This is a genomic window from Methylocella sp. CPCC 101449 (genome assembly GCF_031921685.1).
Classification (GTDB): domain Bacteria; phylum Pseudomonadota; class Alphaproteobacteria; order Rhizobiales; family Beijerinckiaceae; genus Terripilifer.
Genome location: NZ_JAPDHU010000001.1, coordinates 939,944 through 951,911 on the forward strand (window position 1 = coordinate 939,944; position 11,968 = coordinate 951,911).

14 protein-coding genes are annotated in these 11,968 nt (G+C 61.6%); 2 read left to right on the forward strand and 12 right to left on the reverse strand.

Annotated elements, in window-relative coordinates; translation table 11 throughout:
- Window positions 1–88 precede the first annotated feature (88 nt).
- The 3 genes from OIM99_RS04190 to OIM99_RS04200 form a co-directional block, all read right to left on the reverse strand.
- On the reverse strand, window positions 89–985 hold the full coding sequence (locus OIM99_RS04190) for a LysR substrate-binding domain-containing protein (protein WP_311849073.1): 897 nt from the start codon (window positions 983–985) through the stop codon (window positions 89–91).
- Window positions 986–1,067: 82 nt separating this feature from the next.
- Window positions 1,068–1,838, reverse strand: a complete 771-nt coding sequence (locus tag OIM99_RS04195; RefSeq protein ID WP_311849074.1) for an alpha/beta hydrolase — start codon at window positions 1,836–1,838, stop codon at window positions 1,068–1,070.
- 17 nt (window positions 1,839–1,855) lie between these two features.
- Entirely contained in the window at window positions 1,856–2,827 is a 972-nt protein-coding gene (locus OIM99_RS04200; RefSeq protein ID WP_311849075.1) for a tripartite tricarboxylate transporter substrate-binding protein, read from the reverse strand.
- A gap of 262 nt (window positions 2,828–3,089) precedes the next feature.
- Between OIM99_RS04200 and OIM99_RS04205 the strand changes: the two genes are divergently transcribed.
- Entirely contained in the window at window positions 3,090–4,214 is a 1,125-nt protein-coding gene (locus OIM99_RS04205) for a hypothetical protein (RefSeq protein WP_311849076.1), read from the forward strand.
- Between the two features lie 7 nt (window positions 4,215–4,221).
- On the opposite strand, the gene OIM99_RS04210 is transcribed toward OIM99_RS04205, so the two are convergent.
- The 8 genes from OIM99_RS04210 to OIM99_RS04245 form a co-directional block, all read right to left on the reverse strand.
- On the reverse strand, window positions 4,222–4,860 hold the full coding sequence (locus OIM99_RS04210) for an alpha/beta family hydrolase (protein ID WP_311849077.1): 639 nt from the start codon (window positions 4,858–4,860) through the stop codon (window positions 4,222–4,224).
- A 133-nt stretch (window positions 4,861–4,993) separates the two neighbouring features.
- Window positions 4,994–5,263: a hypothetical protein gene (locus tag OIM99_RS04215; RefSeq protein WP_311849078.1), complete on the reverse strand. Its 270-nt coding sequence runs from the start codon at window positions 5,261–5,263 to the stop codon at window positions 4,994–4,996.
- Window positions 5,264–5,282: 19 nt separating this feature from the next.
- Window positions 5,283–5,582: a hypothetical protein gene (locus tag OIM99_RS04220; protein WP_311849079.1), complete on the reverse strand. Its 300-nt coding sequence runs from the start codon at window positions 5,580–5,582 to the stop codon at window positions 5,283–5,285.
- Between the two features lie 143 nt (window positions 5,583–5,725).
- The gene (locus OIM99_RS04225) at window positions 5,726–6,703 is read right to left on the reverse strand and encodes a tripartite tricarboxylate transporter substrate binding protein (protein WP_311849080.1); all 978 of its coding nucleotides are present in this window, start codon (window positions 6,701–6,703) and stop codon (window positions 5,726–5,728) included.
- A 114-nt stretch (window positions 6,704–6,817) separates the two neighbouring features.
- Complete coding sequence (locus OIM99_RS04230; RefSeq protein WP_311849081.1) at window positions 6,818–7,657, reverse strand: amidohydrolase family protein; 840 nt, start codon at window positions 7,655–7,657, stop codon at window positions 6,818–6,820.
- A gap of 151 nt (window positions 7,658–7,808) precedes the next feature.
- A complete protein-coding gene (locus tag OIM99_RS04235; RefSeq protein ID WP_311849082.1) occupies window positions 7,809–8,795 on the reverse strand; it encodes a D-2-hydroxyacid dehydrogenase in 987 nt (328 codons plus the stop codon).
- Between the two features lie 5 nt (window positions 8,796–8,800).
- On the reverse strand, window positions 8,801–9,826 hold the full coding sequence (locus OIM99_RS04240; protein WP_311849083.1) for a tripartite tricarboxylate transporter substrate binding protein: 1,026 nt from the start codon (window positions 9,824–9,826) through the stop codon (window positions 8,801–8,803).
- 56 nt (window positions 9,827–9,882) lie between these two features.
- Window positions 9,883–10,020 carry a hypothetical protein gene (locus OIM99_RS04245; protein WP_311849084.1) on the reverse strand — a complete coding sequence of 46 codons (138 nt, stop codon included), beginning with the start codon at window positions 10,018–10,020 and terminating at the stop codon, window positions 9,883–9,885.
- 30 nt (window positions 10,021–10,050) lie between these two features.
- On the opposite strand from OIM99_RS04245, the gene OIM99_RS04250 reads away from it, so the two are divergent.
- Complete coding sequence (locus tag OIM99_RS04250) at window positions 10,051–11,073, forward strand: NAD(P)-dependent oxidoreductase (RefSeq protein WP_311849085.1); 1,023 nt, start codon at window positions 10,051–10,053, stop codon at window positions 11,071–11,073.
- Window positions 11,074–11,089: 16 nt separating this feature from the next.
- Here OIM99_RS04250 and OIM99_RS04255 read toward each other — a convergent pair whose 3' ends face one another.
- A complete protein-coding gene (locus tag OIM99_RS04255) occupies window positions 11,090–11,938 on the reverse strand; it encodes a DNA-binding transcriptional regulator (protein ID WP_311849086.1) in 849 nt (282 codons plus the stop codon).
- Between the last annotated feature and the right edge of the window lie 30 nt (window positions 11,939–11,968).

Genomic DNA, 11,968 nt, shown 5'->3' on the forward strand with positions numbered 1-11,968 from the left:
TCGCTCATTCGCCGGAAACGCTAACAACGGTGAAACGATCGCGCCAATAATGGCTTAGGGCGAATAAATAAGTAAAACTTATTACAATTCAGCGGCTGCGCAGCGTGCGCCGGACTTTCTCGATAAAGAAGGCGACGGCCGGTGCCGGCTCGGACTTGCGGAAGACGAGCGCGAGGCTGGAAATCTCCCGCACATTCGTCAGCGGGCGATAGACGACGCCGGCGATTTGCAGTTTGACGAGCGATTTCGGCACGAAGGCGACACCCAACCCCGCGCCGACGAGGCTCGCCAGCGCCGCCAATTGCTGCGCATGCTGGGTGATGCGGGGCACGAATTGATGCGCCCGGCAGATATCGGCGATCTGCGCATGGAAGCCGACGCCCTCCATATAACGCATGGCGATGAACGATTCATCGGCCAGGGCCTCGATGGGTATGGCGCGCCGATTGGCCAAAGGGTGCCCGGTCGGCAGCGCGATGATGATGGGTTCGCTCAATAGCGTCAGCGACGTCAGGCCCACGGGCCAATGCCTGACCGGCAGCCGTAAAAAAGCGACGTCGAGATGGCCATTCTGCAAATCGTCGAGCTGCTGGCGAATGCCCAGCTCGTGCAGGTTCAGTTCCACATCGGGATAGGTCTTGCGATAGGCGGAGATCATCCGGCTCAGAATGCCGGAAAATGCGGCCGAACCGACATAGCCGATTTCAATCAACCCCTTTTCGCCCCGGCCGGCCTGGCGCGCGACCAAGGCGGTACGTTCCGCCTGCTGCAGGGTGCGCAAGGCTTGTTCCAGGGTCAGACTGCCGGCGACCGTGAGTTCGACGGAACGCTTGGTACGGTGGAACAGTTTGACGCCGAGTTCGCGCTCCAAGGTTTGGATATGCTGCGTCAAGGCCGGCTGGGCAATGCCAAGGCGTTCAGCCGCTCGGCCGAAATGCAGTTCTTCGGCCAGAACGGCCAGACATTTGAGGTGACGCAGTTCCACGATGGCGACCGGAAAACGAGAACGGTGGCCGCATCATGACAGCAACGCCGCATCGATGAGAAGCCCCGGGGCGAGCGCTTTCCTAAGCCCCGGCCGCTTCGCCCAAGAACCTCTCGATCCGCGTCGTCAGATAGACGGGGATTTCGTCCATCGGATAGTGGCCGCTGTTGGCGAGCACTTCGATCGTCAGCGCGGCTTTCGGAAAGATCTGCGGGAAGACCGCCTGCACGACTTCGGCGCGCACGCCGTTGTCGTGTTCGCCGGCTAGAGCCAGGATCGGGATCGTGACCTTGTCGGCACCGGCCGAGAGATCGTCGCGTATGAAGGATTGCATATAACCGCGAAAGGCTTCCGGCTTCGCCGTCGCGCGGGCGCCGGCGAGAAGATGTTTCATCCAGACCTTGGACAGGCGATCACCGACCGAGCCGCCGATCAAAGCCAATGCGGTTTCATCGCTGTCGCAGACGCCCGAGAAGAAGCCGAAGGTGGCATCGTCGACCGGCATGGCGGGTGCTGGAACCGGCGTGATCGCGATCAGGGATTTGACGCGCGAGCCACCGTCGATCGCGACTTTCTGCGCCGCCTTGCCGCCCATCGAATGACCGATGACGTGGAACCTGTTCCAACCCAGCGACTCGGCGAGCGCCAGCGCGTCCTGCGCCACCTCGCCGATCGTGTAGAGGCCCGCGAGATCGCGGGAATGGCCATAGCCGCGATAGTCGACGAAGGCGTAGGTGAAACGTTGCCTATCCAGCATGTCGAAGAGGCCGGCATAGGCGCGATGATCGCCGAACCAGCCGTGCAGAGCGATCACCCGTTCGGGACCCTCACCGATCGTCTTGTGCCAGAGCATGGATGCGTGTTTCCCCGTTATTGCTTTGGACTCGCGGCGAGGATCGCCCGCCACTTCTCGATATCGGCCACGATGAACGCGCTGAACTCGGCAGGCGACGCTCCGATCGGATCGATGCCCTGCGTCTTGAGCGCGGTCTCCACAGCTTCCGTCTTCAAGGCGCCATTGGCACCCTGCGCCAGCTTATCGACAATCGCGGCCGGCGTCCCGGCCGGCGCGAGCAGACCGATCCAGATGCCGACATCGAAGCCGGGAATACCCTGTTCTTCCATGGTCGGCACATCAGGCAGAATGGTCGCCCGTTTCGGCTGTCCGACAGCCAGCGCAACCAGCGCGCCCGAGGCCACATGGGGCGCCAGCGCGACGCCGACGTTGAACATGACGTTGATGCGACCGGTGAGCAGATCGGACATGCCCTGGTTGGCGCCGCCCTGGTAGGGAACGGACACCACGTTCGAGCCGGCCTTGATGTTGAACAGGCGCGTCGCCAGATCGCTTGCCGTGCCGGCGCCGGAGGTGCCGAAGGTCAGCGTATCGGGCTTGTTCTTGGCGATCGCCATCAGATCCTTGACGGTGCGGGCTTGGACCGAAGGATGCACGACCAAAACATTGGGGCTGATGCCGAGCAGAGCCACGGGCGCCATGTCCTTGCCCAGGTTGAACGGCGAGCCGGCCTGCACCGGATTCAGCGTATTGGCGACCGTGGCCATGAACAGGGTTTGCCCGTCCTTGGGCGCGCGGGCCACCGTTTCGGCGGCAACCATGCTGCTATTGCCCGGGCGATTTTCGACGATGACCGGCTGCCCCAGCACGGTTTCCATATGGCGGCCGACCAGCCGCGCCAGAATGTCGGCGGTCGAACCGGCGCCAAAGCCGACGATGATGCGAACCGGGCCCGAGGGGAAGGTTTCCGCCAGCAGCGGTGCGGTCGAGACGAACAAGGCACAGGCGGCCAGAAGCGCGCGGACCTTGGGCACGGCAATGATCATGGCGCTGGCTCCCTCTCTCAGCTTGTCGCCTGCGGACGCTGCCCGTTCGACGGACATTTTTTACCGATCCATGGGATGTCCCATGTGCGATTTCTTGGCGCCCCCTTGGCCTGAGTAAGCGATCACGCGAGAAAGCACAGTCACATGAAGAGGTGACAGCCTTCCCGCCTTTCGCATCGTAAAGGCCGAGGGCATGTCAGAGAAATGTATCGAGAAATCAGTCCGGCCTGAAGGCCGGCCAACAAGATGAGGAAACGAACCTATGGCCATTTGCAAGGGCGTGCGGGAAGTCGGGCATCTGGAGTGTTCCGGCGGCGGCCAGATCGTCGTCGACGGCAACTATGGCTATATCGGCCACATGGCCGCCCCCAGCGGCACCTCGATCGTCGATCTGAGCGATCCCAGCCGGCCGAAGGTGGTCGCGCATCTCACCGTGCCGTGGGGCGTGCATTCCCACAAGGTGCAGGTGGCCAACGGCCTCATGCTGGTCAATCACGAGATCGTTTCACCAGAGATCGCCGCGCGAGACGGCATCAAGGGCGGTCTCGGCATTTATGACGTGAGCAATCCGCAAACGCCGCGCGAGATCACCCGCTGGACCTGCGGCGGCACGGGCGTGCATCGCTTCACCTTCGATGGACGCTACGCCTACATTTCCCCCGAGCTCGATGGCTATATCGGCAATATCGTCATGATCCTCGATCTGGCCGATCCGGCGCGGCCGCGCGAGGTGGGGCGCTGGTGGATGCCGGGACAATGGACGGCCGGCGGCGAAGTGCCGTCCTGGCCGGGACGCCAGCATCGCTGCCATCATGCGATCCGCCGCGACGACAGATTATACGTGAGCTATTGGCATGGTGGTGGCGTGCTGCTCGACATCAGTGACATGAGCCGGCCGAAGCAAATCTCCGGCTTCGATTGGAGCCCACCTTTTCCCTGGCCGACCCATTCGCTGGTGCCCGTGCCCTTCGCGATCAATGGGCGCCGCTATCTGATCGTCGCCGACGAGGACGTGAATCCGCTCGATCCGGCGATGGCGCCCGAACTTGCCGCCTTCATCTGGGTGGTCGACGCCACCGATGAAACACGACCGGTGCCCGTGGCGACGTTTCAGGTGGAAGGCATCCATGGCAAGTCCAATCCGTCGATGACCGGCTGCCACCAGCCGGTCGAACATATTCGCGGCACGGAGATTCCCGTCGCCTGGTTCGCGCAAGGATTGCGCTTCCTCGACATTTCGAACCCGATGCAACCGCGTGAAACCGCCCATTACATTCCCGACGCACCGGGACGGCGCGTTTCCAGCAATGACGTGTTCATGGATGATCGCGGTCTGGTCTATCTGCTGGACCGCGTCTCGGGTCTGTCCATCGTCGAACGGGTGTAGTCGACGGCTAGTGTTGCAGTTCTTTCGACCAAGCTGCAACACGGTCGGCCATGGTGCGCAGATGATCGGCTGCGCTAAAGCCAGAGATGGCTTTGCGCGGTTTCAGATCGTGATCGCCATCTTCGAGCCACAGGATCTCGATGGACTTTGAAAGCCGATAGGTCGCGACCTCTTCGCGGGTGCCGAAGGGGTCGCGCGTGCCCTGGACGATCAGGGCCGGCGTATTGAGATCGGCAAGATGGGCGGTTCGCAATTGCTGCGGCTTGCCGGTCGGATGAAACGGATAGCCGAGGCACAGCAGGCCCGCTATGCGCTGCGAGGCATGGAGAGGATCGGCGATCATACTGGCGACGCGGCCGCCCATCGACTTGCCGCCAATGATCAACGGTCCGCGTGCGGCCAGCGCATCGATGGCCGCGATATATTCGGGCATCAAGGTTTCGGCGCGCGGCGGCGGACGCCTTTCGCCCGAGGTGCGGCGCGCGGCCATATAGCCAAACTCAAAACGTGCCACACGCAAGCCCGCCGTTGCCAGCACAGCCGCTATTGCGTTGAGGGCGGCGGAATCCATCGGAGCCCCAGCGCCATGGGCGAGAAGAAGCGTCACCGGCGCATTTTCAGGACCGTCGAACAGAAACTGCGTCATCGCTCTATCCTTCGGGCCAAGCCCTGCAACGGGCTTGTGCCGGGAACTTTCGGTATCCCAGCTTATGGCGCGAGACAGATGTCAGTGCAATTGCGCAGCGCGAAGACGGAAAGGCCCAGTATCAATCGAAAATTCAAGCCGTTGCCGGAACTTGCCCGCTGAGGCAGGCGCAAGCGGTGGCGACGAGATGGCCTTCCGTTGCGCAGTCTTTCGTCAACCATTCGGCGAAGGGTTCGAGATATTCGCCGAGGGAACGATCCTCGATACCCGCTTCCAGCTCGTCCGCTGCCTTCTGCACGAAGTGGGCATAATGTTTTTCGTAAGTTCCACCGCCCAACAATGCGAGAGACAACTCACGCAGCTCAGTGACAAGGAGGGGCATCGACGTCCTCTTCTGGAGCATGATCCGTGCTCCTACCGGGCTAATGTGTCAGTTCTGTTGCGCCCTTCTTCTCTTGGCCAAACGCTTGACCAAACACTTGGTGCAGCGTTCTGAAATTGACCGAGAAAATGGAAAGCAAACGATCTGCGCACAGCCAGCCGATCCTGGAAAGCCCGTCAGCCTGTGACACAAACTGACGGGAAAAGTTGGAACGGGAAGACTTTCCTGGGGTGTTGAAAGCTTCCACCGTAAGAATGCCGCGTTGCGACATTGGTTCCGTCTCGTCGCGATATTTTTGGTGGTCGATGGTGAGCGGCTGTTCATCTCGTTGATGGAACAACGACGCATGCGCGTTCGAACGTGCTCATGCGCCTGAAGCTTATGCAAAGCCACGATATAAATTGTTACTTTCGTATCACTTTGAACGGTCCATAGCCAATGTGCGAAAGAAGCGAGCGAAGGATCACAGGCGCAACGGCGCGCTCAGTTCCCCAAAGAAATATTGGCGGCTTTCACCACAGGCGCCCATTTCTCGATCTCGGCGCGAACCCGCTCCTTCAACATCGCCGGCGTGCCGCTGAGCGCGCGCAAGGTCTGTGCTTCCAAAGCCTTCTTGGCGCCGTCGGTCTTAAGCCATGCGTCGGCTGCCGCGTTCAGCTTCGTGACGATGCCTTCAGGCAGATTGGCCGGCCCCATCAAGGCAATGAAAGAAGAGGCTTCATAACCGGCGATCCCCTGCTCATGGACCGTCGGTATCTGCGGAAGTTCCGGCATCCGGCGCGAGGTCGTTACCGCTATGGCGCGCAGCGTTCCCTGCTCGATAAACGGCATGTAGGTGGGCGCCAGATCGACCGCCACATCGACCACGCCTGCGACGATATCGTTGGTGACGGGTGTCGAGCCCTGATAAGCCACATTGGTGAACTTACGGCCCGCCGTCATGGCCAGCAGTTCGCTTGCCATATGCCCCATGCCGCCTGTTCCCGCATGGCCGAAATTCAATTTCCCCGGATTGGCTTTGTCATAGTCGAGAAGCTCTTGCAGGGAGCGGATGGGCAGTTTGGCATTGACCACGATGATCAACGGCACTTCAGCCAGAATGGCGATGGGCGTCAGATCGGTCAGTGGATTGACCGGAAGCTTCTTGAACAACAGCACATTGGTGGCGATGGGTCCCGATGTGGAGAGCAGCAAGGTGTAACCATCGGGCTCGGCTTTGGCCGCGGCGGCGACACCGATGTTGCCGGTGGCGCCGGGCCGGTTCTCTACGACGAACGAGCCTTTGAAGGTCATCCGGAACTGTTCCGCCAACAGCCGCGCCACGATGTCGGTGCTGCCGCCGGCGGCGAAGGGGACGACGATGGTGACGGGACGCGACGGCCAGTCGCTGGCGCGCGCGGGCATCAGCCCACCGATCATCATCAAAGCGATCCAGAGCGCCACATGGAAGGGGCGAGACATCCTGTTTCCTCCGCTCGTCATCATTGTCGCGACGCAGCTTAATCAGCGGCCGACTACCTTCGAGACATCAGTTGCGAAATTTCGCCGGGCGAAAAACCGATGGCCCGACGATCGCTATTGGAATCCGAAAAGGCGCGCCGGATTGCTCCAGAGAATGCGCTGTTGATCGGCCGCGTTCGGCACAAGCCGGCGGAAATAGGCGAGCAACGGCCCGTAATCGACGCGATATTTCGGTCTGACGAAGGGCCAATCCGAGCCCCAGATGCAGCGGTCGAGACCGAACGCCTCGATCAAGGCCTGCATATAGGGATCGCAATCCTCGAACGGCCAGCCAGTGCGGGACATGCGGAACGCCCCCGATAGTTTGATAATGCCCCGCCCTTCCCGTCCGAACGCAAGAAGCGCGCGGAAGCTCGGCTGATCCAATCCGGCCGCGATCGACGGCCGGCCGGAGTGATCGATGATCACCGGGCAGCCACTGCGGCGCAGCACGGGCAGCGCCTCGAGAATCGTATCGCCCTCATAATGGACCAGCACGACCCAGCCGTTTTCGCGGGCGATGGCCAGGGCGCGCTCACCGGCCGGTCCGTACAAAGATGGACTCGACGGAAAATTGAGGTTGAAGCGCAAGCCGACGATCCCGCCATCGACCATGGCTTTCACCTGGGCGTCGGTCACATCCTCGGCCAAGAGCACAATGCCCTTGAACCGCCCCTGGCTGCCGGCGATCGCTTCGAGCAGATAACGATTGTCCGTCCCGTACCCGCCGAGGGGATTGATGAGGACCGCGTGGCTGACGCCATGAGCATCGAGAACGCCTTGATACTGGCGGGAGCTGCCGATGGCATTGGCCTCCAGCGCGAACCCCGATGTCTCGCTGAAGTGATAGCGATCCAGATCATAGCAATGGGCATGACAGTCGATCAGGCCGGTGACTTGCTCTGCTTGATTCATGGAAAGACCTGAAGCCTATCGACGCGAAATATGATTGGAAATCATCGTAAGAGGCTTACCCATGGCCCGCAGCCAGCCTCTTTTTGTGTTTCGCTGTACGAAAAGTCGCCCTTCGCCCATGGGGCGGGCGCCCTGCGCTCGCGTCAGCACCTCAATACCAAAGCGCTTTGTTCACCACATTGAGCAACGGACGACCATCGAGAAAGCGGCGGCAGTTTTCTTCCAATATCTGGTAGCGCCGCTCGTTGTAATAAGGCCCCCAGAGCGCCACGTGAGGGGTGATGAAGACGCCCGGCTGCACCCATAGAGGATGTTCCGGCGGTAACGGCTCCTGCTCGAAGACATCGAGCCCGGCGCCGCCGAGCTGGCCTTCTCGGAGTGCCACCAGCAAGTCATCCAGGCTCGTGGTGGCGCCACGGCCAATATTGATGAAGAAGGCGCCGCGCTTCATGCGACCGAAACGCTCCCGATTGAACATGCGCTCGGTCTGCGGCGTATGGGGCACGGTGACGATGACGAAATCGGCACGCGGCAGCAGCTCGTCGAGCGCATCCACCGAATGGATTTGCTTCATGCCCTCCGGCGGCTCGGTGCGCTGCGGATCGACGCCGATGCATTCGACGCTAAAAGCGCTGAGCAAGCGCGCCGTTTCGGCGCCGATGCCGCCGACACCGACGATCAGGGCGACCGCCTCGGGCAGATGCACCGTTCCCTCGTAACGGGGAAGCTGCTGCCATACCCGCTGCTGCTGTAGCGGGACATAGTGATGAAGCGCGCGAGCGAAAGCGAGCACGAAGGAGAGGATGTGGGCGCTGATGTGATCGTTGAAAATGCCGCGCACATTCGTCACCGTCAGCGGGTGTGCGATCAGCTCCGGCGAGAAATATCCAGCTGGCGGCGCCGCCAACGGCGAATGCAGCCACCGCAGTCGATCAGCCTGCGCCAGCAGTTCGGGTGTCAATGTCCCGCAGGCCGCGTCGGCCGTGCTCATGAGGCTTTGGACCTCATGATCGGTTTCGACCTCGATGACATCCAGCTCATGCGGGAATTTATCGCGCAAGCGCCGGGCCCATTCGCGATGCACCGGCAGGAGCGCCGGCAGCATCAGCAAACGCTTCGTGCTGGATTGGCTATTCATGGGTTTCAATCCAGTTTGATGCCGGCTTGCTGCACCACCTTGTCCCACTTGGCCGTTTCGGCTTGCAGGAATTTGGCGTAGTCATCGACCGAACCGCCTTGAGGCGTCGCGCCGCCGAGAGCGAACTTTTCCCTCAATTCCACGCTCTGCAAGGCTTTGTTCATCGCTCCATTGATCACTTCGATCCGATCTCTCGGTGTTCCCTTGGAGGCATGCAGGCCGATTTGCGTCGTCGCATCGAAGCCCGGATAGCCCGACTCGGCGATGGTGGGAATATTGGCATTGTTGGGCCAGCGGCTCGGGCCTGTCAGGGCCAGAACTTGCAGCTCGCCGGCGCGCGAGTAGGGCTCGGCGAACGACATGGATGCGACCATATAATCGAGCTGGCCGCTGAGCAGATCGAGTACGGCCGCGGACTCGCCGCGATAATGCACAGCGCGGACATCGATCTTCGCGGCGATCTTCAGCAATTCGCCGGCGAGATGATTGGACGTGCCGAGGCCCGGCGTTGCGTAGAACATCGCGCCCGGATTGGCCCTCGCTTTGGCGACCAGCCCCGCCAGATCGTTCGGACCCTTCTTGGTATTCACGATGATGGTCTGTTCGATACGCAGGACATGCCCCACGGGCGGCAGATCCTCGGGAATTTTATAGGAGACTTTCGAATCCATCAGCGGCAGCAGCATCGTGCTGCCGGAGGCGCAGAAACAAAGTGAATAACCGTCCGGTGCGGCGCGCGACACGTTGGTGGTGCCGATCACACCGCCAGCGCCGGGGATGTTTTCGACGACGACGCTTTGGCCGAGGGACTTACCCATCTCGGTGGCGACCAGGCGCGCGAACAGATCGACCGTACCGCCCGCCGCGAACGGCACCACGAGACGAATATTCCGCGACGGAAAGACCTCCGCCCGGGCAGCCAGGGTGGCGGATGCCAAGGCTGCCGCCACGGCTAAGCCGCGCAGCCCATATTTCGCCCATCGTTCGGAAAGTCTTGGCAGCCCGCGCTGCGCTTTTTCGGATATGTTCATGTCTGTCTCCCCCATACCTTCATGGGGATGCTAACGGCAGGGAAATGCCCTGTCGGTCAACGCCACAGCCCGGCCTTTCCACCCTTCGGAATTTCGTCTGACGGAATGAACAGGGAGGGCCGTTGCACGAAGCCGAGCGTCCGGGCGAGGTGGATCGTCAGATTCCGGCCGGGAATCGGCGCTTCGACCATCATGTTATTGGGCTTACATCCTTTTTAGATGCCATGAACGATACACATCATTCAAAGCCGATCGCCGTTCTCTGGGAGCGCGTCGTCGCTGGCGATACATCGGCCGCTTTCCTGGAAGCCCAAGGCATCGAGGTTCGCCTTGGCCGTCCCAATCTGGATCCGGCCTATCGTACCCATCGCGCCCAGGACTTTATCGAGGATCTGCAAGGCGCGCACGGCGTCTTGATCTCGGGCGGAATCCGCGTGAGTGCCGACGTCATCCACGCCCTGCCCGATCTGCGCGTGATCAGCAAGATCGGCATCGGTGTCGACACCGTCGATATCGATGCGGCGACGGCGGCGGATATCGCGGTCTGCAATACGCCGCATGGCAATGACACGGTTTACGTGGCAGAGCATGCGATGACGCTGCTCCTCGCCCTCATGAAACAGCTCCACGTTTGGACGCGCCCCTATATGACGGGCGGTGGATGGCGCAGCCCCGCGACATTCGCGAGCAGTCTCGACGAGCGCACGGTCGGCATCGTCGGCTTTGGCCGCATAGGGCGCGAATTCGCCCGGCGCCTGTCGGGCTGGAACGTTCGGATTCTCGTTCACGATCCCTATGCCGATGACGTGCCTGCGGGCGTGGAGCGCGTGAGCTTGGAAGAGCTGCTGGCTTCGAGCGATGCCATCAGTCTACATTGTCCGCCGCTGCCCGACGGTAGCCCCTTATTGGACGCGAGCGCCTTGGCGCGCCTGCGGAAAGGCGCTCTGTTGGTCAATACCGCCCGCGCCGCTCTCGTCGACCGCCAGGCGCTTCTCGCCGCCCTTGACGCAGGACAGATCGCCGGCGCGGCGATCGACGTCTTCGACCCGGAGCCGCCGGCATCGAACGATCCGCTGCTGACACATCCGAAAATCCTGAGCACGCCTCATGTCGCGTCATGGACGCACGAAGCTTTCTTCGGCCGGAGGCGACAGGCGGCCGAGAATCTCGCGCATGTCCTGCTGGGACGAACCGGCGCTTCCGTGGTCAATGCCAATCGATTGAAGATGCACGACCGAAAGGCGTGAGCCAAGAGGTCCGCGTCTAGTGCCGCAGACCGCTCGCCGATTGCGCCTGCGCCAGGCCGGCTGACGCCGCACCTTCGGTGATCTGTTTCAATCGCTCCGATATCTCGTCGCCGATCTCTTTGACCTGGCCCAGATAATCCTTCACCGCTTGCTCGGGCCGCAAGGCCGAGGAAATGAAGGTCAGACCGACACTCGCCACGACGCGACCATTCTCATAGACCGGAACGGCAATCGTGTTGGACACGGGGCGCACCCTGGGATCGCGCATGGCAAAGCCGCAGGCGCGGATATCCGACAAGAGGCGGCGGATATCGGAAACGTTCTTGGCCGAGGCGTCTTCCGGCTCCGTGGACACGCTGAGAGCCTGCAAAATGTGATCCTGCTCATCCTCGTCGCAAAAGGCGAGGACGGCGCGGCCGAGCGCCCGCGTCACCAGGCTCAGCCGCATATTGATCGACGAATGCAGCAGCGCCAGCGGCGAATGGGGCACCGTGCTATAGCGAATGATCGCCGCATTGTTTTCGGGAACGGCGATGGCCAGTGGCCATTTGACCCGGCTCGTCATGGCATCGAGCAAAGGCGCCGCCGCCTCGACGATCTTGGGTACGCTGTGATAACCAACCGACAATGACTGCACCTGGGACGTCAGGTAATAGGCGCCATGTTTGGGCGCGTGGCACACGAGCCCTTTCGCCGCCAAGGTCCGCAAAAGCCGCACGATCGTGGGCTTTGGAATGCCTGTCTGGCCATGCAGCATGTCCACCGTCGAGATGGGTTGCCGGTTCAGCGCCTGCAACAAGTCGATGGCGCGGCTCACCGCACGAATAGATGATGCTTCCGCTGACGTTTCAGATGACGTTCCCATAACCCCTCGCAGGAGCGCCCTGCTTTACCG

Bases quoted from the DNA above. Each gene is read 5' to 3' on its own strand.
- OIM99_RS04195 (WP_311849074.1), bottom strand. From the start codon at position 1,838: ATGCTCTGGCACAAGACGATCGGTGAGGGTCCCGAACGGGTGATCGCT.
- OIM99_RS04200 (WP_311849075.1), bottom strand. From the start codon at position 2,827: ATGATCATTGCCGTGCCCAAGGTCCGCGCGCTTCTGGCCGCCTGTGCC.
- OIM99_RS04205 (WP_311849076.1), top strand. From the start codon at position 3,090: ATGGCCATTTGCAAGGGCGTGCGGGAAGTCGGGCATCTGGAGTGTTCC.
- OIM99_RS04210 (WP_311849077.1), bottom strand. From the start codon at position 4,860: ATGACGCAGTTTCTGTTCGACGGTCCTGAAAATGCGCCGGTGACGCTT.
- OIM99_RS04215 (WP_311849078.1), bottom strand. From the start codon at position 5,263: ATGCTCCAGAAGAGGACGTCGATGCCCCTCCTTGTCACTGAGCTGCGT.
- OIM99_RS04225 (WP_311849080.1), bottom strand. From the start codon at position 6,703: ATGTCTCGCCCCTTCCATGTGGCGCTCTGGATCGCTTTGATGATGATC.
- OIM99_RS04230 (WP_311849081.1), bottom strand. From the start codon at position 7,657: ATGAATCAAGCAGAGCAAGTCACCGGCCTGATCGACTGTCATGCCCAT.
- OIM99_RS04235 (WP_311849082.1), bottom strand. From the start codon at position 8,795: ATGAATAGCCAATCCAGCACGAAGCGTTTGCTGATGCTGCCGGCGCTC.
- OIM99_RS04240 (WP_311849083.1), bottom strand. From the start codon at position 9,826: ATGAACATATCCGAAAAAGCGCAGCGCGGGCTGCCAAGACTTTCCGAA.
- OIM99_RS04245 (WP_311849084.1), bottom strand. From the start codon at position 10,020: ATGATGGTCGAAGCGCCGATTCCCGGCCGGAATCTGACGATCCACCTC.
- OIM99_RS04250 (WP_311849085.1), top strand. From the start codon at position 10,051: ATGAACGATACACATCATTCAAAGCCGATCGCCGTTCTCTGGGAGCGC.
- OIM99_RS04255 (WP_311849086.1), bottom strand. From the start codon at position 11,938: ATGGGAACGTCATCTGAAACGTCAGCGGAAGCATCATCTATTCGTGCG.